Source organism: Streptomyces caelestis, assembly GCF_014205255.1.
GTDB classification, from domain to species: Bacteria; Actinomycetota; Actinomycetes; order Streptomycetales; family Streptomycetaceae; genus Streptomyces; species Streptomyces caelestis.
Window position 1 is genome coordinate 3,563,932 of record NZ_JACHNE010000001.1, and the last position, 20,228, is coordinate 3,584,159.

Genomic DNA, 20,228 nt, shown 5'->3' on the forward strand with positions numbered 1-20,228 from the left:
AGCGGCGAGCGGCGAGCGGCGAGCGGCGAGCGGCGAGCGGCGAGCGGCGAGCGGCGAGCGGCGCCAACGAACTGTGGCCGGAGGGGAGTCGGCGCGGTCCCCGTAGCCGCGTCACCCCGCCGCTATCCGCTCCGCCCTGGCCGTACACACCATCGCTCCACCGCCCCCGCTCCACCCCAGTCCGTTCACCCCATCACTCCACCGCCCCCGCCCCGTCACTCCGCCGCCACCCTCCCCGCCCACGCCGTCAGGCTGCTGTGCACGCGGTCGATGTGGGCCCGTGCGTCGTCCCCGCGCTGGGCGTGCTCGCGCAGCACTCGTTCCGTCTCCTGTTCGACGGACTCCGCGTGGCTGCGGGCCTGCGCGAGCAACTCCGCGGCGCGCGCGGCTGCCTCTTCCTGCCGGTGCGGGGTCGCGTCGTCGGCGTCGGCGAAGGCCTGCTCGGCCTCGGACAGGGCGCCCTCGGCGTGTGCCACCGCTTCCGTGTGGTGGGCGTCCAGCGCGGCCGCCCGGGCGGCATCCTCCCGGTCCCACTCCACCCACCGCTCGGCGTGCTCCTTGGCCTGCTCGGCCAGCATCCCGGAGGTGCGCTGCCGCATCTCCCGCAGCGCGGCCAGCGCCTCGCCCCGCTGTTCCTGCGCCTCACGATCGGCCCCGGCCCGGATCTCGTCGGCCTCGGCGCGCGCCGCGAGCAGCCGCTGCCGGGCGCGTTCGTCGGCATCGGCGCGTACGGCATCGGCGTACGCCTGCCCGGACTCGCGCACGCCGGCCGCGGACGCGCACGCCCCGTCCACGAGTTGCCGCGCCTCCCGCCGCGCCCCCTCCCGTACGGCCGCGGCTTCCTCCTGGCCGAGTTCGAAGAGCCGCCGCGCCCGCTCCCCGAGCGACTCGTAGGTCTGCGGGACCAGCTGTGCGACGGCCTCCCGCAGCTGCTGCAGTTCCGCGTCCATGTGCCGGGCGAGCACCGTCAGCCGGGCGGCCCTCTCCCAGGCCGCGTCACGGTCCTCGGAGAGGGCCTCGGCGTACTCGTCGACCTGCTCGGGACGGTAACCGCGGCCCCGCACGGCCAGAAAGCCGTGCGGGGACACCGATGCGCTGCTCATGCTGGGGCCCCTCTCCACCACGCCAACGCGCGATCGAGCACGAAATGGGATGATTTCGCGCACATCTTGGTGGATCAGACGGAAGTGTTCATAACGCGACACTCCGCAACAAAGAAGCCGGGCCCGGCGGCCTCACGACCGACCGGACCCGGCGCCTCAGAGCACCTCAGCCGCAGCGCGTCACAGCAGCCCGTCCCACATCTGCTCCAGCACCACCGACCACCAGCTCTCCGGCGACCCGAGGGCCGCCGGGTCGAGCGCGGCCAACTGCGCCTGGAAGTCGACGGTCCAACGGCCCGCCTGCTCCTGGCTCAGCCCGAACCGCAGCCGCCACATCCGCCCGAGCAGCGCCAGACAGCGCGCGAACTCCGGCAGCCCGGTGTTCACGAACTGCGGCGGTACGGGCGCCCCGCCCGGCCCCGCCTCCACCGGCACGGCGACGATGTTGGCCGTGCCGTACTGCACGCAGATCGCCTTGCCGAAGTCGCTGCCCATCACCAGGTACGAACCCGCGTCCGGAGCCGGCTGCACACCACGCTCGGCCGCCAGCTCCGCCAGCGTCGGAACGGGCCGGCCCGGCTGCGCCTGCGCCCAGAAGAAGGGGCCCATGTCCATCGGCAGGCCCGCCGCCACCAGCGTGTGCGCCACGATCGGCGGCACCCCCTGCCGGGACACCGCGGCCTGCTCGAACCGGAACACCCCCGGCCCGAACGCGGCACCCAGCTCCTGCGCGATCGCCTCCGGCGGGATCGGCGGCACCGCCTGCACCGGCGGCAACGGCGCCCGCACCGGAGCCGGACGCGCCGGGCCGTCGGCCACCTGATGCAACTCGCCCTGGTGGGCCAGCAGTTGCTGCATGCCCTGCTGCCGGCTCGCGTGGTCCGTACCGTACGGCGCGATGCTCGTGATCCGCGCCTGCGGCCACTGCTCCCGGATCATCCGCGCGCAGTACGCACCCGGCAGCTCGCACGACTCCAGCTCGGTGTGGAGCTCCAGCACCTGGTCCGGGGGCACGTTCATGGCCCGCAGCTCGTGGAAGATCTGCCACTCCGGGTGCGGCGTGCCCGGCGCCGAACGCCGGATCAGCTGCTGCTCGGAACCGTCCTGCGCGCGGTAGCGCAGTACGGCCTGGTAGCCGGGGCCGACCGTCGGCTGCCCGGTGGGCTGCTGCGGATAGCCGTATGCCGGCGGCTGCCCGGGAACGGGCTGACCGGGCGGCGGCATCGCACCGGGCGGCATCCCGCCTGGCACCGCACCCGGCGGCATCGCACCCGGCATCGCACCCGGCGGCATCGCACCCGGCGGCATCGCGCCGGGCGGCATCGGCGGCGCACCGGGCACGCCGGGAGCACCCGGGGCGCCCGGGGCGGCAGGTGGTGCGCCGGGGGCCTGCGGCGGCGGAGGCACACCGGGGCCGCCCGCCGGAGGCGTGGCCAGCATGGTCTCCGCGTGGTGCACGGGACCCGGGCCGCCTGGACCACCCGGGGCGCCCGGCGCACCAGGCGGGTTCGGCGCACCCGGAGGCTGCGGCGCACCGGGAGGCCCCGGAGGCTGAGGTACGCCCGGGCCCGTCCGGCCGGGATCGGCAAGCATCGTGGCGGCATGGTGGACACCGGCGGGGGGCGTACCACCGGGGGCGCCGGGCGGGTTCGGCGCACCAGGAGGACCCGGCGGCTGCTGCGGAGGCAGCGGTGCACCGGGGCCTTCGCCGCCCGGACCTCCAGGCCCCCCGGACCTCTCAGGCCCGAGCGCCGACACAAGCTGCGTAGGCACGTAACCCCCCGCCGGAGTACCCGGCACACCGGGCCCCGACGGCGGAGGCGTACTGCCCGGCCGCGCACCCGGCGCCCCCGGGGCACCCGGCGGAGGTGGCGTCGTCGGACCCGCGCCCCGTCCACGACCCGGCGGCGGAGCCGCCTTGCTGGTCGCGGCGTCGGCGATGTCCCCGGCGTTCGGCGCGAGCGGCCGCTCAGGCACACCCTGCGGATACCCGTACGGCTGTCCGACCGGCGCGGGCGGAGGCGGAGGCGTGCTGCCGTGCGGCACACCACCAGGCGGCGTCCCCGGCCCACCCGGAGCCGGAGCCGGAGCAGCACCCGCCCCCGGCGGATAGCCGTAACCCGGCCCACCAGGCGCAGCCGCGCCCGCAGCCGTACCCGTACCGGCACCGGCACCGGCACCGCCCTGCGCGTTCGGATCGTCGATCGCCGGTGACACCGCCGTCGGCGGAAGCTGGCTGCCGCCCGACAGCAACGCCGTCCTGGCCTCGGGCGTCGCCGACGGCGGCGTGCCATCGCCGGTCTCGCTCAGCGGCGGCGCGAAAACCGTCGCGGGCAGCGGAACGGAACGGTCCTCACCGGCATCGCCGTTGGTGTCCGTACCGGCCCAGGGCGTGGCCCCGGGCGGCGCACCCGGCGCCTCCGCGCCCCCGCCGTCACTCCCCACGGCAGCAGGCCACGACGCACCGGAAGCGGAATCACCACCCGCCGCAGCACCGGCAGAAGCAGAGCCCGAAGCACCAGCCGGGTCGGCAACGGAAGCCGAAGCGGCACCCGCACCCGTACCCGCCGCCGCACCCGAACCGGCCCCCCGCCGATCCGGAATCCCCAGCTTGTCGGCCGCGTCCTGCAACCACTCCGGCGGAGTCAGCAGGAACGACGTCTGGTTCAGGTCCACCCGGGCCGCGGGAGCCGCCGCCGGCTCCTCCGCCGTGTCCGGACGGCCGTACTCCTCCTCGTACCGGCGGATCACCTCACCCACCGGCAGCCCGGGCCACAACGTCGCCTCGCCGCTGTCCCGCGCGATCACCAGCCGCTGCGCGCCGCCGTCGGAACGCGGCCCGTCCGCCCGGTCCTCGGCCCACACCACGAACCCGAGGTCGAACTCCCGCACCCGCACCTCACGCTGCTGGTACGACGGCACGTCCCCGTTGATCCACTCTTCCGCGCGCTCCTGCGCCTGCGCGAAGGTCACCATCGCTGAAGTCACTCCCCCACGGCCGAGGACGACACCGCGCCCACCGGCACCACACGCGCGAAACCGCCGTCCACCATCAGGTTCGCCACCGTCTCCAACTCCGGCGGATCACCGGCCAGCCGCGACAGGAAGACGTCGAAGTCGTCCCCGCACGGCAGCAGCAACCGCTCCACCCGCTCCGCCGGCGGCACCGAGGGATCCACGTCCCGCGCGTCGTCGTACGCGCAGAACCACACCGAACCGATCCGGTCACCCTTCACCTTCACCGCCAGCAGCCCGCCCTGCACGAAGGCGATGCCCAGGTAGTCCTTGGTCAGATGGTCACGCAGACACTTGTTGACGTACACCAGGTCGTTGACGGCCGCCTCGTCCCGCACGGTGAAGAACGGCTGGTCGATCAGCAGCCCCAGCTCCGCGTCCAGCGCGGCACCCACCGGCGCACAGCCCCCCGCCGCCTTCAAGAACGACCGGTACGGACCCGGCAGCCGGTAGCCGAGGTCCTCCTCGACCCCCTGCACCTGCGACTCCGTCACCGCCACACCCGACTTCGGCAGCCCGAAGTGCGCCGGACGCGTCTCCTGCAACGGCCGCGTGCCCCGCTTGGACTGGTCGACGCCCGACGTCGCCACGCCACCGTGGTGCCGCAGCAACGCCTTCACCTCCACCGGGACCAGCTCCAGCCGCCGCGAGTCCACCGCGTGGTGCCACGTCCAGCCGTGCGGCGTCGCCACCGCCGGCACCGTGTCCCACAACTCGTGCCCGGACGCCGCCAGCGCCATGTTCGCCGACACGTAGTCCGTCAGCCGCAACTCGTCGACGCCGAAACCCTCCGGCGGCTCCGCGATCTCCGCGGCCGCACGGGCGTAGGGCGAGAAGTCGGGGTAGCCACGCTCGTCGACCCGTACCCCTCTCGGGTGACGTGCCGCCCGGACCGGATCCGGGAAATGCACGACCTGCCCGGCGTAGGCCGCGTTCGGCGGCGCGGCTTGCTGCCCGAGCCGACCTGTCGTCATGGCGGTTGCCCCCTGCGGCACTCTGTACGACCCGCAGTGACCCCTCTGGCCCACTACGCCCGTATCGACTGTCACGTCCGCACCCACGCGTCAACCACGTGGATCGCGGTGCCGACAGCCTATGCGGTACGACGACACCGGTCACCGGCCCCGGTCACCGGCCCCGGTCGGCGGCCCCTCCACATCCGTGACCAGCCGTCACCCCACCGTCACAGCACGCCCCGGTACGGGCGTGTCGCCGCGCCCCAGCTTCCGCACGAGCCACGCCATTTGGCAGTCTGTGACCTCCCGGGGGATGCACGGAGGGGAATACGATCATGAACGCGACACAGACGGGACCACACACCGGCAGGTCCGCCGACCCACGCAACGGCGACCCCCGGGGCGGTGCCCCCCGAGGCGGCGACCCCCGCACCGGCGACCCCCGCATCGGCTGGAGCGCCACCGAAACGGCCCACACCCCCGTCCTCCACCACCGCCGCGACGGCATCCTCCCCACCGTCGCCGCCGCCCTCTCCGTCCGCGGCACCACCCTCACCGGCACCGCCGCCCGCGGCGACACACCCCCCGCCCTGCACCCCCTCGTCCAGGACTTCCTGGACACCCTCACCAGCGCCCAGCGCGACCGCTTCACCGGCCGCTGCGCCGAGACCATCCTCATCTCCCGGCACATCGCCGCCGCCGACGCCGCCCGCAGCAAACGCGCCGCACGCAAACCCATGACCAACGGCGAGGCCCGCAAAGCCCTCAAGCAGGCCAAACTCACCGCCCGCCGCATCCGCGAGGACGGCGACCCCCTCCACGGCAGCTTCGCCACACCCTGCCGCGCCTGCACCGCGCTCAGCGCCCACTTCGGCGTCCGCATAGTCGACCCGGCGGCCACGACCAGCTGACACGCCCCCCACAGGCACCGAAGCACCACCCCACACCAAGGCGCGCCCCGCACGCCTCCCCATGACCTCGACGAGACGAAGGGCAGATGCACACCGACCGCACCTCCACCACCCGCTTCGCCGTACAGGTCGACGCCACCCTGCGCGCCGCCGGCTGGCAACCCGGACGCTGGGACATCAAACAGGCCGAGATCTGGGCGGACGCCCTGCGCGACCACATCTCTCCCGCCGGCCACCGCCACACCGTCTTCCCCGCAGCCGTCGAAGCCTGGGCCGAGTTCGGCGGACTCCACATCACCCCCACCGGCCCCGGCCGGCAAGTAGCCCCCGCCACCCTCCACCTCGACCCGCTGCACGGCCTCCACATGGCCCGCACCCTCGGCGACCTCGGCCGCGCCCTCGGCACCCAGGTCTGCCCCCTCGGCGCCGAAACCGACAGCCAGGCCCTCCTCGCCATCGACACCGAAGGCCGCGTCTACACCCTCGACCACACCGGCGACTGGTACCTCGGCGCAGACATCGACCAGGCCCTGACCACCCTCATCGCCGGCACCGAACCCACACGCCTGACAACGGGCTGACCGAAACAGCCGACGACAGACGGCAGACCGGAATCACCGGGGGCTACGCCGCCGGAATCACCGCCGACACCCGAAAACCCCCCGCGTCCGTCGGCCCCGACACGAACACCCCGCCCAGCGCGGCAACCCGCTCCTTCATCCCCACCAGCCCGTTCCCCCCGGACGGCAACCGCGCCGACGACGCCGCCGCCTCCGGCGGCTCGTTCTCCACCTGCATCGCGATCTCCGACACCCGATGCGCCAGCCGCACATACGTCTTCGCGCCGGCCGCGTGCTTGTGGACGTTCGTCAACGCCTCCTGCACCACCCGGTACGCCGTCTGCTCCACCTCCGGCGGATACGACCGGGCCTCCCCCTCCACCGACAGATCGACCACCATCCCCGCGGCCGCCGACTGCCCGACCAACTCCTCGATCTCCGCCAGACACGGCCCCTCGTCATCGGCGGCCCGCGAAGCCGCCGCCGCGGCAGCCACCCCCACCGCCGCCAGCGGCACCGGCGCGGCACGCTCACGCCGCTCGCTCCCACCACTGCGCAGCACCCCGAGCATCTCCCGCAGCTCGGTCAGCGCCTGCCGCCCCATGTCCCCCACGAGCGCCGCGTTCCTGACGGCCTTCTCGGGATCCTTCCGCGCCACGGCCTGAAGCGCCGCGGCATGCACGACCATCAGACTCACCCGATGCGCGACCACGTCGTGCATCTCCCGGGCGATCCGCGTCCGCTCCTCGTTCCGGGCCCACTCGGCCCGCTCCTCCGCCCGCTCGGCCAGCAGCTGAAGCTCCCGCTCCAGACTGTCCGCACGCTCCCGCAGGCTCTCCATCAGCCGCCGCCGGGCCCCCACGTACAGCCCGAGCAGCACCGGGGGCGCCGTGAAACCGAGCGACATCGTGATCGCCGCGAAGGGCACGAACCAGTCCCCCAGGTCCAGATCACCCCGCACCATGTCCTGCCGCGTCCTCACGAACGTCACGATGAGCGTCCCCACCAGCGACATCCCCGCCAGCGAGCCGATGATCCGCCGGGGCAACTCGGACGCGGCCAGGGTGTAGAGGCCGACGACGCCCATCACGAGACCCATCTGGGCGGGCGTGATGGCGATCGAGACCAGCACGACGGCGATCGGCCAGCGCCGCCGCACGAGCAGCACGGACCCCGCCAGCAGGCCGAAAACGACCCCCGCGGCCACCGGGATCCCCGCGTCCCGGGCGAACGGAAAGCCCTCCGCCCCACACTCCAGCGCGGACACCACGGCCAGACTCACATCGAACACGGCACTACGCCGTCTGGCCCACCACCACGGCCCTCCCCGGGCCGTCACATGGCCTTCCCCCGTCGCGGTCATGCCCCCAGCCTACGGGCGCCCCCCGCCGGTTTTCCGGCGAGTTTCCCGGACTGGCCTACACCACATTCCGTGACCGTTCGGCTGCGATACGGCCCGATATCCCTCGAACTGCTGAATCGCTCACCGTTCGATCCCGGAACCGTCCATTCCGCCCGGACGGTATGCCTATGACACATGCCATTGGTAAATACGCCGACTTCGAGGGACTGCGGGAGAGGGCGGTGGCGCTGCGCCGCGCGGGGCTGAGCCGACGCCAGATCCGCGACCGACTGCACGTCGACAACAACGACATCCTCAACCGCCTGCTGGAGGGCGAGCCGCCGCCGGAATGGACGAAGCGCCCGAACGCGAAGGACGACCTCCGCGAGCGGGCCCGGGAGCTCCGGCTCCAGGGCTGGACGTACGACCAGATCCAGGTGGAGCTGGGGTGCTCGAAGAGTTCGATCTCACTGTGGGTACGCGATCTGCCGAAGCCGGAGCGCAAGCGGACTCCCGAGGAGGCGTCAGCGATCGCGAGGCGGGGCTGGGAAGCCACGATGCGCCTGCGCGACGAGGAGCGGCAGCGCACCAAGGAGGCTGCCAAGCAGGCGGTCGGCGCGCTGTCGCCGCGCGAGCTGTTCCTCCTGGGCGTCGGCCTGTACTGGGCGGAAGGCGGCAAGGACAAGCCGTACGACCGTCGCGAGAACGTCTGCTTCGTCAACAGCGACCCCGGCATGATCCGGGTCTTCATGGCCTGGCTCGACCTGCTGGGCGTGGAACGCGACCGCCTGCGCTTCACGGTGATGATCCACGAGTCCGCTGACGTGACAGGGGCTGAGCGGTACTGGGCCGAGGCCGTCGGCGCCGAACGCTCCGCGTTCAACAAGACGACGCTGAAGAGGCACAACCCCAAGACGGTCCGCAAGAACACCGGCGACTCCTACCGGGGCTGCCTCGTGATCAAAGTCCGAAGGAGCGCCGACCTGTACCGTCGCATCGAAGGCTCTTGGTACGGCATAGTGTTGGGAGCCGCCCAGCTAATCGGCGAGATGTCCGATTAGCCGGGTTTATAGTCCCCTGTGGTGTAATTGGCAACACGGGTCACTTTGGATGATTTGTTCCAGGTTCGAGTCCTGGCAGGGGAGCACACTCTCGGTTCGGGTCCTGGCTGATGAAACCGCGGCCAGGCCCCACACCCCCACCCCCCACAAAACCCCCCGGTATCCTGCGGATGTCACCCCACCCCATCCACAGCCGAAGGGCATCCCGTGAGCGCCAACCGCCCGGCAGCCGTCGTCGTTCTCGCAGCGGGTGAGGGCACCCGTATGAAGTCGGCCACACCCAAGGTCCTGCACGAGATCTGCGGCCGCAGTCTCGTGGGACACGTGCTCGCCGCCGCGGGCGAGCTGCACCCCGAGCACCTGGTCGTCGTGGTCGGCCACGCCCGTGAGAAGGTCACCGCCCACCTCGGCGAGATCGCCCCGGACGTCCGCACGGCGGTACAGGCGGAGCAGAACGGCACGGGGCACGCCGTACGGATGGGGCTGGAAGCGCTCGGCGGGTCCGTCGACGGGACCGTGGTCGTCGTGTGCGGGGACACTCCCCTGCTCACCGGCGAGACGCTGCGGGCCCTCGCCACCACCCACACAGAAGACGGCAACGCGGTCACCGTGCTGACCGCCGAGGTGCCGGACGCGACCGGCTACGGCCGGATCGTGCGGGACGACTCGGGTGCCGTGACGGCGATCGTGGAGCACAAGGACGCCAGCGACGCCCAGCGGTCGATCCGTGAGATCAACTCGGGGGTGTTCGCGTTCGACGGGCAGCTGCTCGCCGAGGCGCTGAAGAAGGTGCGGACGGACAACAGTCAGGGCGAGGAGTACCTGACCGACGTGCTCGGGATCCTGCGTGAGGCCGGGCACCGGGTCGGCGCCTCCGTGGCGGGCGACCACCGGGAGATCGCCGGCATCAACAACCGTGTGCAGCTCTCCGAGGCCCGTCGCATTCTCAACGACCGGCTGCTCACCGAGGCCATGTTGTCGGGTGTCACGGTCATCGACCCGGCGACCACCTGGGTCGATGTCACGGTCACGTTCGGGCAGGACGCCGTGGTGCATCCGGGCACGCAGCTGCACGGGTCGACGCACCTGGGCGAGGGTGCCGAGGTCGGGCCCAACTGCCGGCTGACCGACACCCGGGTGGGTGCGGGCGCACGGGTCGACAACACGGTCGCCGTGGGTGCGGAGGTGGGCGCGGAGGCGACCGTCGGGCCGTACGCGTATCTGCGTCCGGGGACCCGGCTGGGTGCCAAGGGCAAGATCGGGACGTACGTGGAGACGAAGAACGCGTCCATCGGTGAGGGGACGAAGGTGCCTCATCTCTCCTATGTCGGTGACGCGACGATCGGCGAGCACACGAACATCGGTGCGGCGAGCGTGTTCGTGAACTACGACGGTCAGGACAAGCACCACACGACCATCGGTTCGCATTGCCGTACGGGCTCGGACAACATGTTTGTGGCGCCTGTCACGGTCGGGGACGGCGCGTACACCGCTGCCGGGTCCGTGATCACGAAGGATGTGCCGCCCGGTTCGCTGGCCGTGGCCCGTGGTCAGCAGCGGAATATCGAGGGTTGGGTGGCTCGAAAGCGTCCGGGGAGCGCGGCGGCGAAGGCGGCTGAGGCGGCTTCCCGGGGGTCGGCCGAGGAGGGCTGACTGAAACCGGTGCCTCGAACACGGCGTACGGTGATAAGTGCATACCCGCACCCCCACCAGCTGAGACGGCCTCTCGCAAGCCGGCTGAGAGGTCTCTCGACACCCAGCTGCGACACCTCTGAGGAGACAGTGCTGTGACCGGGATCAAGACGACCGGCGAGAAGAAGTTGATGTTCTTCTCCGGCCGCGCCCACCCCGAGCTTGCCGAGGAGGTCGCCCAGCAGTTGGGTGTCGGGGTCGTCCCGACGAAGGCCTTCGACTTCGCGAACGGGGAGATCTATGTGCGGTATCAGGAGTCGGCACGTGGTGCCGACTGCTTCCTGATCCAGAGCCACACGGCTCCGATCAACAAGTGGATCATGGAGCAGTTGATCATGATCGACGCGCTGAAGCGTGCGTCGGCCCGCTCCATCACCGTCATCGTGCCGTTCTACGGTTACGCGCGGCAGGACAAGAAGCACCGGGGGCGTGAACCGATTTCGGCGCGTCTGATCGCGGACATGATGAAGACCGCGGGTGCGCACCGGCTGCTGACGGTGGATCTGCACACGGACCAGATCCAGGGCTTCTTCGACGGTCCGGTGGATCATCTGTTCGCGCTGCCGCTGCTGGCGGACTACGTGGGCCGGAAGGTGGACCGGAACAAGCTGACGGTCGTGTCTCCGGACGCGGGCCGGGTGCGGGTCGCCGACCGCTGGTGCGACCGGCTGGGCGCGCCGCTGGCGATCGTGCACAAGCGGCGGGACAAGGACGTCGCGAACCAGGTCACCGTCCACGAGGTCGTGGGTGAGGTGAAGGGTCGCGTGTGTGTCCTGGTGGACGACATGATCGACACGGGCGGGACGATCTGTGCCGCGGCGGACGCGCTGTTCGCGCATGGCGCGGAGGACGTGATCGTGACGGCGACGCACGGTGTGCTGTCGGGTCCGGCGGCGGATCGGCTGAAGAACTCGCGGGTGAGTGAGTTCGTGTTCACGAACACGCTGCCGACGCCGGGTGAGCTGAGCGGGGACCTGGACAAGATCTCGGTGCTGTCGATCGCGCCGACGATCGCGAACGCGGTGCGTGAGGTGTTCGAGGACGGTTCGGTGACGAGCCTGTTCGACGACCAGTAGGAGTCCCTGGTCGGGCTTGTGTAGATCGTTTTGGGTGCGGCCTCCCTCGCCGAGTAGACTGCTGAAGTTGCTCGGCGAGGGAGGCCGTACCGCTTCTTCTGGAGGCTTGTACGGCGGTCCGTTATCGACGCGCTCTTCGTAGCAGGCCGTTCGTGGCCGGGTGACCACGTCCGTTTCTGACTTCGAGGAGTGAGTATGTCCGAGGTGAAGATCTCCGCCGCGACGCGCACCGAGTTCGGCAAGGGTGCCGCGCGCCGTATCCGTCGTGAAGACAAGGTTCCGGGTGTCCTGTACGGGCACGGTTCGGACCCGCTGCACCTGACCCTGCCGGGTCACGACCTGCAGATGGCGCTGCGTACGGCGAACGTGCTGATCGCGCTGGACATCGACGGCAAGACCAACGAGCTGGCGATTCCGAAGGCCGTGCAGCGTGACCCGCTGAAGGGCTTCCTGGAGCACGTGGACCTGCAGCTGGTCACGCGTGGCGAGCAGGTCAACGTCGAGATCTACGTCCACACCGAGGGTGAGCTGGCCCCGGGCGGCAACCTGCTGGAGCACGTGCTGAACGCGCTGCCGGTGGTGGCCGAGGCGACCCACATCCCGGAGTCCGTGACCGTCTCCGTCGAGGGTCTGACGGCCGGTGACTCCATCCTCGCCAAGGACATCCCGCTGCCGAAGGGCACGACGCTGGACGTCGAGGAGGACACCGTCGTCCTGCAGGTTCTGGCCGCGCAGGCCGAGGAGCCCTCCGAGGGCGAGGAAGAGGGCTCAGAGGCCGCCGAGGCCTGATCCCTCGTCGTCGTTTCGTCGGCCGCTGTTCCCGTGCGGAGCAGCGGCCGACGCGTATGAAGGAGACATGGACGTGACGACCGATGCCGCCGCTCCCTGGCTGATCGTGGGGCTGGGCAATCCGGGGCCGGAGTACGCGGGGAACCGGCACAACGTGGGCTTCATGGTGGCCGATCTGCTGGCGGAGCGGATCGGGGGGAGGTTCAAGCGGGCCGGGAAGGCGCAGGCGCAGGTCGTCGAGGGGCGGATCGGGCCGCCGGGGCCGTTGAGCCGGCGGGTGGTTCTGGCGAAGCCGATGTCGTACATGAATCTGTCGGGCGGGCCGGTGAACGGGCTGCGGGATTTCTACAAGGTGCCGGTGGCCCATGTGGTGGCGATTCATGACGAGTTGGACATCGATTACGGGATGCTGCGGCTGAAGCTGGGTGGCGGGGACAACGGGCACAACGGGCTGAAGTCGATGACGAAGGCGTTCGGGCCGGACTACCACCGGGTGCGGTTCGGGATCGGGCGGCCGCCGGGTCGGATGCCGGTGGCGGATTTCGTGCTGAGGGATTTCTCGTCGGCGGAGCGCAAGGAGCTGGACTACTTCGTGGACCGGGCGGCGGACGCGGTGGAGTGTCTGGTGATCGACGGGCTGGAGCGGGCGCAGAGTACGTACAACTCCTGACTTGTCACCCTCGGGAGTTGACCGGTCGTGTGGGTATGGCCAATGATCCCGGCCATGCCTGCCTCTGCCGTCGCCACTCGCCAGAGCGCCCACGCCTTGTTGCGGTTCGGGCGGTTCGCGGCGATGGGTGCGGTCGCGGTGCTGATCCTGATCGCGGGTGTGTGGGCGTCGTGGGGTACGGCGCAGCACGTGATGCTGACGAAGGGCCGGGAGCGCGGCACGGTCGAGGTGACGCGGTGCGGGCAGGGCTCGTGTACGGGCCCGTACGCGCCGTTGTCGGAGGGTTCGCAGCCCCGGTCGACGGTGGTTCTGGAGAAGTCGGTCGCGGTGCGGGAGGGCCGGACCTACACGGTGGTCTTGAAGCCCGGCAGTGATGACGCGGTGCGTTCGGGCCCGGCCGGGGTGCTGTACGCGTGGATTCCGCTGGGTGGTGCGCTGTTGCTGGCGTCGGTGGTGGTGGCGGGTGGCCTGCTGCGGACGCGGGCGGCGTGGGTGCTGGCGTTGTCGGGGGTGGCGTTGCTGACGGCCGCTTTCGTGACCGTCTGAGGGGTTCGGGCGTTCTCCAGTTCTGTGGAGGGCCGAGCGTTGTCGGTTCGTGATTGACGGGCGGTCGCGCGGGGCTGGAAGCTGAGCCGCCCCCTCCACATCTTCCCGGTCACTTCTCGAAGATGGATGACTTCATCGATGCGAACTCTCTCGCGTGCCGGCGTTGTCGCCGGCGCCGCTTCCGCGGTGCTCCTGCTCGCTCCGGCCGCCCAGGCGTCCCCTCCCGGTGACAACGGCACGGTCAAGATCCACGACGCGTCGACGGGCGAGGAGCTGCGCCGCAACGAGCCGCACGTGTGCACGTTCTACCTGGACGCTTTCGGTTTCGACGGGGGCCAGGAGGTCGACTGGCGCATCGACGCGATCCCGCCGAGTGAGAACAAGGGGGAGACGGTGGAGTCCGGCGCGCTGACGCTGGACGCCGAGGGTCACGGCCGTACGGAGGAGCTGTCGCTGCCCGACGGGCACTACAAGCTGTTCTGGACCTTCGACGGCGAGAAGGGTGCCGGCAAGCACAAGGTGTTCTGGACGGACTGCGAGGACGGGCGCGAGCCCGGCGGTTCGGTGCCGTCGGGGGCGGCTTCGCCGTCGCCTTCGTCCGGGGCGTCCGAGGCGCCGTCGGCCGGGCCGGGGACGTCGGCGTCGCCGGGTGCGTCGGCCGGTGAGGGTGTGCCGGCCGGCGAGGGTGTGGCCGCGTCGCCGTCTCCGCAGGGTGGTGCCGGCGGTGATCTCGCCGAGACGGGCAACGGGGCTCCGGTGGGGCTGCTGTCCGGTGTGGCGGCGGCGCTGGTCGCGTGCGGTGGGTTCCTGGCGTTCCGTCGCCGCAAGCTCAACCGCGGCTGAGGTCGGACACGGCTGTGCCCCCGGGCCTCGACGGGCTCGGGGGCACGGTCATGTCCGGGGACGGGAGCGGTTCAGCCGGTGTTGCGCAGGCCCGCTGCCACGCCGTTGACGGTGAGGAGCAGGGCGCGGGCGAGCAGCGGGTCGGGCTGTTCGCCGGCGGCGGCCGCGTCGCGCTGGCGCTTGAGCAGGGCGACCTGGAGGTAGGAGATGGGGTCGAGGTAGGCGTCGCGGATGGTGAAGGTCTGCTTCAGGACGGGTTCGGCGTCGAGGAGTTCCTGTTCGCCGGTGACCCGCAGTACCTCGGCCACGGTGAGTTCGTGTTCGGCCTTGATGGTGTCGAAGACGTGCTTGAGCTCGTCGGGGACGAGGGTGTCGACGTAGTGCTGGGCGATCCGCAGGTCGGTCTTGGCCAGGGTCATCTCGACGTTGGAGATGAAGTTGCGGAAGAAGTGCCACTGGCCGTACATCTCGTCGAGCACGGTGTCCAGGCCCGCCTCGCGCAGGGCCTTGAGGCCGGAGCCGACGCCGAACCAGCCGGGGACGATCTGCCGGGACTGGGTCCAGCCGAACACCCACGGGATGGCGCGCAGGCCGTCGAGCGAGACGCCGGAGCCGGGGCGGCGGGAGGGCCGGGAGCCCAGGTGCAGGTCGGCGAGCTGGTCCACTGGCGTCGACGCGAGGAAGTACGTCGGCAGGTCGGGGTCCTCGACCAGCCTGCGGTAGGCGGCGTGGGCGGCGTCGGAGACGACGTCCATGGCGGCGTCCCAGCGGGCCAGTGCCTCGTCGGACTGGCGGGGTGCGGTGTGCAGGGCGGAGGCCTGGAGGGTGGCCGCGACGGTGAGTTCCAGGTTCTCCCGGGCGAGGGCCGGCAGGAGGTACTTGTCGGAGATGACCTCGCCCTGCTCGGTCACCTTGATCTCGCCCTCCAGGGTGCCCCAGGGCTGGGCGAGGATGGCGTCGTGGGTGGGGCCGCCGCCGCGGCCGACGGTGCCGCCTCGGCCGTGGAAGAGGCGCAGGCGGACGCCGTAGCGGTGGGCGACGTCGCGCAGGCGGCGCTGGGCGCGGTGGATCTCCCACTGGCTGGTGGTGATGCCGCCGAACTTGGAGGAGTCGGAGTAGCCGAGCATGACCTCCTGGACGTCGCCCCGGAGCGCGACGAGGCGCCGGTACGACGGGTCGGAGAGCATGTCCTCCAGGATCGTGTCGGCGGCCTTGAGCTCGTCGGTGGTCTCCAGCAGCGGGACGATGCCGATCTTGGCCCAGCCGGCGTGCAGGTCGATCAGGCCGGCCTCGCGGGCGAGGACGGCGGCGGCGAAGACGTCGTCGGCGCCCTGGCACATGGAGATGATGTAGGACTCGATGACCTCGGGTCCGAAGACCTCCAGGGCCTTCTTCACGGTCTGGAAGACGCCGAGGGTCTTCTCGCCGGGTGCGTCCACGGGTGCCGGGGTGGGTGCGAGGGGGCGGCGGGAGCGCAGTTCCTTGGCGAGCAGCTTGGTGCGGTAGTCGCGGGGCATGTCCGCATACCGCCAGGACTCCTCGCCGAGTCGGTCGAACAACTGACCGAGGGCGTGGTGGTGGGCGTCCGCGTGTTCGCGTACGTCCATGGTGGCGAGCTGGAGACCGAAGGCGGCCAGGGTGCGGATGGTGCGGGCGAGGCGGCCGTCGGCGAAGAGGCCGCCGCGGTGCTCGCGCAGGGAGCTCTGGATGATCCGCAGGTCGCTGATCAGCTCGCTGGTGCCGAGGTAGTCGCGGCCCGGCACGTGCGGGGTGCCCTTGGCGAGGCGCTGCTTGGTGTTCTCCAGCTTCTGCCGGATGCAGGTGGCCTTGAGCCGGTAGGGCTCCTCGGCGTTGAGGCGCTTGTAGCGGGGGCTGATCTCGGGGAGGTTCTCCAGGTCGGCCTGGAGGGAGCTCAGCAGTTCCTCGGTGGCGCCGGCGTAGCGGATGGAGTTGGACAGGAAGCCGCGCAGTTCGTCGATCGTCTCCAGGGCGTCGTTGATGCCGTGCTCGTGCTGGAGGATGAGGACGTCCCAGGTGACCTGGGGGGTGACGTTCGGGTTGCCGTCGCGGTCGCCGCCGATCCAGGTGCCGAAGGTCAGGGGGCGGGTGTCGTCGGGGAGCTTGACGCCGGCGCGCTCCAGCTCGGCGGTGAGGTCCTCCAGGACGTCTCCGACGGCGCCCGCGTGCAGTTCGTCGAGGTAGTAGATGGCGTTGCGGGCCTCGTCGGCGGGCTCGGGGCGGACGACGCGCAGTTCGTCGGTCTGCCAGACGAGGTCGATGTTCTCGGCCAGCCGGATGTCGAGGCGGCGGCGGTCGGACTCGATGACCGGGGTCTCCAGGAGCGCGGCGATGCGCCGGAGCTTGTTCAGGACCGACCGGCGCGCGGCCTCGGTGGGGTGGGCGGTGAACACGGGGCGGACGTTGAGGTTGCGGACGGTCTCGCGCAGGTGCTCGGGGTCGGCGTCCTTGAGCCGGTCGGCCGTACGGGCGAGCAGTCCGCCCTCGGCTGCGCGCCGGGCGCGCAGCTCGCGGCCGCGGTGGACCTGCTCGGTGACGTTGGCCAGGTGGAAGTAGGTGGAGAAGGCGCGGACCAGCTTGGCCGCGGTGTCGAGTTCGGTGCCGCGCAGCAGCTCGGCGGCGGCCTCGCCGTCCTCACGGGTGAGGCGGCGGACCTTCTCGACGAGCTCCAGGAGCTCAGGGCCCTCCTGCCGGACGAGGGTCTCTCCGAGGAGGTCGCCCAGTCGGCGGATGTCGGCACGCAGCTCACTGCTCGTCGTCGTGGTCTGGTCGTCGGCACTGCTCACAGGTGCGGCTCCTTGCAGTGTTGAAGCTCGTCTGGGAGGGGGTACCCGGACGGCGTCTCGCGCGGCGGGCGCCGCATACGGATCGGACATCCGGGAGGAAATCAGAGCGGACCGCGCTGTCCGACCGACTCCAGGATAGGTGTCGGCCGGGACGCGCAGCTCGCGGGCTCTTGCCGCCGGGCGCCGCGCTGCCATACTTACGAAGCCGTAGGTTACGGAACCGTAGGAAGCGCTGCGGAGTTCCCGTGCTCCGGCACCCTCTTCACCATCCACACACCCCCCAGGGGACGCGTATGACCAGTAGTTCCGACGTGATCGAGAACGCCGCGAAGGCGTCCGGTCAGGCCACCGATCAAGCCCCCGCCGCCACACTGGGCGGCGAGCAGAAGCGGTCCATCGAGCAGATCGCCCTCCTCCTCTTCATCACCGTCCCGTTCCTCGCGCTGCTGGCGGCCGTGCCGCTGGCCTGGGGCTGGGGGGTGAGCTGGCTGGACCTCGGTCTGCTGGTGTTCTTCTACTACCTGGGGTGCCACGGCATCACGATCGGTTTCCACCGTCACTTCACCCACGGTTCCTTCAAGGCCAAACGGCCGCTGAAGATCGCGCTGGCGATCGCCGGGTCCATGGCGGTCGAAGGTCCGCTGGTCCGCTGGGTGGCCGATCACCGCAAGCACCACAAGTTCTCCGACGCGGAGGGCGACCCGCACTCGCCGTGGCGGTTCGGCGAGACGCTCCCGGCCCTGATGAAGGGCCTGTGGTGGGCGCACATCGGATGGATGTTCGATGAGGAGCAGACATCGCAGGAGAAGTACGCCCCGGACCTGATCAAGGACAAGACGCTCCGCGCGATCTCCCGCCAGTTCGTGCTGTGGACGGTCGTGTCCCTGGCCCTGCCGGCGCTGATCGGCGGGCTGGTCACGATGTCCTGGTGGGGCGCGTTCACGGCGTTCTTCTGGGGGTCGCTCGTCCGGGTGGCCCTGCTGCACCACGTGACGTGGTCGATCAACTCGATCTGCCACGCGGTGGGCAAGCGCCCCTTCAAGTCGCGTGACCGCTCGGGCAACGTGTGGTGGCTGGCGATCCTGTCCTGCGGCGAGTCCTGGCACAACCTGCACCACGCCGACCCCACCTCCGCGCGGCACGGTGTGATGCGCGGCCAGCTGGACTCCTCCGCCCGGCTGATCCGCTGGTTCGAGATCCTCGGCTGGGCCTACGACGTGCGCTGGCCGTCACGCTCGCGTATCGATTCGCGCCGTAACACCGGGGAAGGCGACTCCCCGCGCGGGAAGGAGCCCGTCAAGGCGGCATGATGGTCGCTGTGGCGACCGACTCGAGCAGCACCCCCAGCAACGACAAGCCGCGGCGAGTGCGTCGCACCCGGATGACCGGTGCCGAGCGCCGCCAGCAGCTGCTGGAGATCGGTCGCACGCTCTTCGCCACCAAGGGTTTCGAGGGCACGTCGGTGGAGGAGATCGCGGCGAAGGCCGGGGTCTCCAAGCCGGTGGTGTACGAGCACTTCGGCGGCAAGGAAGGGCTGTACGCGGTGGTCGTGGACCGGGAGATGCGCCGCCTGCTGGACATGGTGACCAGCTCTCTCACGGCCGGTCACCCTCGCGAACTGTGCGAACAGGCCGCCTTCGCCCTGCTGGACTACATCGAGGAGTACACGGACGGTTTCCGCATCCTGGTCCGTGACTCCCCCATCCCCCAGTCGACGGGTTCCTTCGCCTCGCTCATCTCGGACATCGCCACCCAGGTGGAGGACATCCTGGGCCGCGAGTTCAAGAGCCGCGGCTTCGACCCCAAGCTGGCCCCGCTGTACGCCCAGGCCCTGGTCGGCATGGTCGCCCTGACCGGCCAGTGGTGGCTGGACGTACGCAAGCCGAAGAAGGCCGAGGTGGCCGCGCACCTGGTGAACCTGGCGTGGCACGGGCTGGACGGGCTGGAGGCCAAGCCGCACCTGATAGGGCGCCGCAAGGCCTAGAGAGGCCGGAGAACTCCAGGGCGAGGATCGTCACCCGTCCTTCCGGGCCACGGCGAACAGGCGCCGGAAGGGGAACGGCGTACCGTGCTGCCCCGCCGGATAGGCCTCCCGCAGGGCGGCCCGGTACTCGGCGAGGAAACCGTCCCGCGCCTCGGGGTCATCGGCGAGAGCCGTCAGCACGGGACGCAGCCCCGTCCCCTTCACCCAGTCCAGGACCGGGTCCTCCCCCTGAAGCAGATGCACGTAGGTCGTCTCCCAGACATCCGCGGTGCAGCCGAGGGCGGTGAGCCGCTCCAGGTAGGCCTCGGGGGCGAGGACGGCGTCGGCGTGGCGGAGGGTGTCGGCGACGCCGTACCGGCGGGCGAGGTCGCGCATCAGCCGGTGGCTGGGGGCGTCGAAGTTGCCGGGCACCTGGAAGGCAAAGGTGCCGGACGGCTTCAGCGCGGCCACCCAGTCGGCGAAACGGCCGGCGTGCCCCGCCACCCACTGGAGCGTGGCGTTGCTGACGATCAGGTCGCAGGGCTCGCTCGGCGCCCACGTACGGACGTCGGCGTGGGCGAAGTCCAGGCGGCCGCCGCCCGGGGTGGGACCCTCGTGGTCGACGTGGGCCTTGTCGAGCATCTCGGGCGAGTTGTCGTAGCCGGTGATGCGAGCCGTGGACCAGCGCTCGGCGAGCAGGGCGGTGACGTTGCCGGGGCCGCAGCCGAGGTCGGCGATCCGCGGTGGGTCGCCGGGGAGCTCGGGGACGCGGGCCAGCAGGTCCGTGAAGGGGCGGGCGCGATGGCCGGCGTGGCGGAGGTACTGGGCGGGGTCCCAGGTGGGGGCGGCCGCGGACATGGTTCCTCCTGGTGTCCTGATGGTTTTCTGCCCTGTGCC

17 protein-coding genes and 1 tRNA gene are annotated in these 20,228 nt (G+C 71.2%); 12 read left to right on the forward strand and 6 right to left on the reverse strand.

What is annotated here, in order from left to right; genetic code table 11:
* Positions 1 to 215: 215 nt before the first annotated feature.
* The 3 genes from HDA41_RS16045 to HDA41_RS16055 form a co-directional block, all read right to left on the reverse strand.
* Positions 216 to 1,103 carry a V-type ATP synthase subunit E family protein gene (locus tag HDA41_RS16045; protein WP_184984560.1) on the reverse strand — a complete coding sequence of 296 codons (888 nt, stop codon included), beginning with the start codon at positions 1,101 to 1,103 and terminating at the stop codon, positions 216 to 218.
* A 180-nt stretch (positions 1,104 to 1,283) separates the two neighbouring features.
* Positions 1,284 to 4,079: an SUKH-4 family immunity protein gene (locus tag HDA41_RS16050; RefSeq protein WP_184984562.1), complete on the reverse strand. Its 2,796-nt coding sequence runs from the start codon at positions 4,077 to 4,079 to the stop codon at positions 1,284 to 1,286.
* An 8-nt stretch (positions 4,080 to 4,087) separates the two neighbouring features.
* On the reverse strand, positions 4,088 to 5,092 hold the full coding sequence (locus HDA41_RS16055; RefSeq protein ID WP_184984564.1) for an SMI1/KNR4 family protein: 1,005 nt from the start codon (positions 5,090 to 5,092) through the stop codon (positions 4,088 to 4,090).
* Positions 5,093 to 5,409: 317 nt separating this feature from the next.
* Between HDA41_RS16055 and HDA41_RS16060 the strand changes: the two genes are divergently transcribed.
* On the forward strand, positions 5,410 to 5,985 hold the full coding sequence (locus tag HDA41_RS16060) for a YwqJ-related putative deaminase (RefSeq protein ID WP_184984566.1): 576 nt from the start codon (positions 5,410 to 5,412) through the stop codon (positions 5,983 to 5,985).
* 86 nt (positions 5,986 to 6,071) lie between these two features.
* The gene (locus HDA41_RS16065) at positions 6,072 to 6,566 is read left to right on the forward strand and encodes an SUKH-3 domain-containing protein (protein WP_184984568.1); all 495 of its coding nucleotides are present in this window, start codon (positions 6,072 to 6,074) and stop codon (positions 6,564 to 6,566) included.
* Between the two features lie 43 nt (positions 6,567 to 6,609).
* On the opposite strand, the gene HDA41_RS16070 is transcribed toward HDA41_RS16065, so the two are convergent.
* The gene (locus HDA41_RS16070; RefSeq protein WP_184984570.1) at positions 6,610 to 7,908 is read right to left on the reverse strand and encodes a sensor histidine kinase; all 1,299 of its coding nucleotides are present in this window, start codon (positions 7,906 to 7,908) and stop codon (positions 6,610 to 6,612) included.
* Positions 7,909 to 8,075: 167 nt separating this feature from the next.
* Between HDA41_RS16070 and HDA41_RS16075 the strand changes: the two genes are divergently transcribed.
* The 8 genes from HDA41_RS16075 to HDA41_RS16110 all read left to right on the forward strand — a co-directional run bounded on the left by HDA41_RS16075 (position 8,076) and on the right by HDA41_RS16110 (position 14,564).
* Positions 8,076 to 8,948: a hypothetical protein gene (locus tag HDA41_RS16075; RefSeq protein WP_184984572.1), complete on the forward strand. Its 873-nt coding sequence runs from the start codon at positions 8,076 to 8,078 to the stop codon at positions 8,946 to 8,948.
* Between the two features lie 12 nt (positions 8,949 to 8,960).
* Positions 8,961 to 9,032: transfer RNA gene (locus HDA41_RS16080), tRNA-Gln, on the forward strand.
* 123 nt (positions 9,033 to 9,155) lie between these two features.
* On the forward strand, positions 9,156 to 10,601 hold the full coding sequence (glmU, locus tag HDA41_RS16085; protein WP_184984574.1) for a bifunctional UDP-N-acetylglucosamine diphosphorylase/glucosamine-1-phosphate N-acetyltransferase GlmU: 1,446 nt from the start codon (positions 9,156 to 9,158) through the stop codon (positions 10,599 to 10,601).
* 134 nt (positions 10,602 to 10,735) lie between these two features.
* A complete protein-coding gene (locus HDA41_RS16090; protein WP_184984576.1) occupies positions 10,736 to 11,716 on the forward strand; it encodes a ribose-phosphate diphosphokinase in 981 nt (326 codons plus the stop codon).
* Positions 11,717 to 11,911: 195 nt separating this feature from the next.
* On the forward strand, positions 11,912 to 12,505 hold the full coding sequence (locus HDA41_RS16095) for a 50S ribosomal protein L25/general stress protein Ctc (protein ID WP_059415897.1): 594 nt from the start codon (positions 11,912 to 11,914) through the stop codon (positions 12,503 to 12,505).
* 67 nt (positions 12,506 to 12,572) lie between these two features.
* On the forward strand, positions 12,573 to 13,175 hold the full coding sequence (gene pth / locus HDA41_RS16100) for an aminoacyl-tRNA hydrolase (protein ID WP_184984578.1): 603 nt from the start codon (positions 12,573 to 12,575) through the stop codon (positions 13,173 to 13,175).
* A 42-nt stretch (positions 13,176 to 13,217) separates the two neighbouring features.
* Positions 13,218 to 13,721 (forward strand): hypothetical protein, encoded by a 504-nt coding sequence (locus HDA41_RS16105; protein WP_184993439.1) that lies wholly within the window; start codon positions 13,218 to 13,220, stop codon positions 13,719 to 13,721.
* Positions 13,722 to 13,859: 138 nt separating this feature from the next.
* Entirely contained in the window at positions 13,860 to 14,564 is a 705-nt protein-coding gene (locus tag HDA41_RS16110; protein WP_184984580.1) for an LPXTG cell wall anchor domain-containing protein, read from the forward strand.
* Positions 14,565 to 14,635: 71 nt separating this feature from the next.
* Here the strand turns inward: HDA41_RS16110 and ppc are convergent, their stop codons facing one another.
* Entirely contained in the window at positions 14,636 to 17,368 is a 2,733-nt protein-coding gene (gene ppc, locus HDA41_RS16115) for a phosphoenolpyruvate carboxylase (protein WP_184984582.1), read from the reverse strand.
* Between the two features lie 293 nt (positions 17,369 to 17,661).
* Between ppc and HDA41_RS16120 the strand changes: the two genes are divergently transcribed.
* Together HDA41_RS16120 and HDA41_RS16125 are read left to right on the forward strand one after the other, a co-directional pair.
* Positions 17,662 to 18,678 (forward strand): acyl-CoA desaturase, encoded by a 1,017-nt coding sequence (locus tag HDA41_RS16120; RefSeq protein WP_184984585.1) that lies wholly within the window; start codon positions 17,662 to 17,664, stop codon positions 18,676 to 18,678.
* On the forward strand, positions 18,675 to 19,352 hold the full coding sequence (locus HDA41_RS16125; RefSeq protein WP_184984587.1) for a TetR/AcrR family transcriptional regulator: 678 nt from the start codon (positions 18,675 to 18,677) through the stop codon (positions 19,350 to 19,352). Before HDA41_RS16120 ends, HDA41_RS16125 begins: the two co-directional genes overlap by 4 nt.
* A gap of 30 nt (positions 19,353 to 19,382) precedes the next feature.
* Here HDA41_RS16125 and HDA41_RS16130 read toward each other — a convergent pair whose 3' ends face one another.
* Complete coding sequence (locus tag HDA41_RS16130; protein WP_184984589.1) at positions 19,383 to 20,189, reverse strand: trans-aconitate 2-methyltransferase; 807 nt, start codon at positions 20,187 to 20,189, stop codon at positions 19,383 to 19,385.
* Positions 20,190 to 20,228 lie beyond the last annotated feature (39 nt).

Bases quoted from the DNA above. Each gene is read 5' to 3' on its own strand.
- HDA41_RS16095 (WP_059415897.1), top strand. From the start codon at position 11,912: ATGTCCGAGGTGAAGATCTCCGCCGCGACGCGCACCGAGTTCGGCAAG.
- HDA41_RS16125 (WP_184984587.1), top strand. From the start codon at position 18,675: ATGATGGTCGCTGTGGCGACCGACTCGAGCAGCACCCCCAGCAACGAC.
- HDA41_RS16070 (WP_184984570.1), bottom strand. From the start codon at position 7,908: ATGACCGCGACGGGGGAAGGCCATGTGACGGCCCGGGGAGGGCCGTGG.
- HDA41_RS16045 (WP_184984560.1), bottom strand. From the start codon at position 1,103: ATGAGCAGCGCATCGGTGTCCCCGCACGGCTTTCTGGCCGTGCGGGGC.
- pth (WP_184984578.1), top strand. From the start codon at position 12,573: ATGGACGTGACGACCGATGCCGCCGCTCCCTGGCTGATCGTGGGGCTG.
- HDA41_RS16055 (WP_184984564.1), bottom strand. From the start codon at position 5,092: ATGACGACAGGTCGGCTCGGGCAGCAAGCCGCGCCGCCGAACGCGGCC.
- HDA41_RS16110 (WP_184984580.1), top strand. From the start codon at position 13,860: ATGCGAACTCTCTCGCGTGCCGGCGTTGTCGCCGGCGCCGCTTCCGCG.
- HDA41_RS16120 (WP_184984585.1), top strand. From the start codon at position 17,662: ATGACCAGTAGTTCCGACGTGATCGAGAACGCCGCGAAGGCGTCCGGT.
- HDA41_RS16050 (WP_184984562.1), bottom strand. From the start codon at position 4,079: ATGGTGACCTTCGCGCAGGCGCAGGAGCGCGCGGAAGAGTGGATCAAC.
- HDA41_RS16130 (WP_184984589.1), bottom strand. From the start codon at position 20,189: ATGTCCGCGGCCGCCCCCACCTGGGACCCCGCCCAGTACCTCCGCCAC.
- HDA41_RS16075 (WP_184984572.1), top strand. From the start codon at position 8,076: ATGACACATGCCATTGGTAAATACGCCGACTTCGAGGGACTGCGGGAG.
- HDA41_RS16060 (WP_184984566.1), top strand. From the start codon at position 5,410: ATGAACGCGACACAGACGGGACCACACACCGGCAGGTCCGCCGACCCA.
- HDA41_RS16105 (WP_184993439.1), top strand. From the start codon at position 13,218: ATGATCCCGGCCATGCCTGCCTCTGCCGTCGCCACTCGCCAGAGCGCC.
- HDA41_RS16065 (WP_184984568.1), top strand. From the start codon at position 6,072: ATGCACACCGACCGCACCTCCACCACCCGCTTCGCCGTACAGGTCGAC.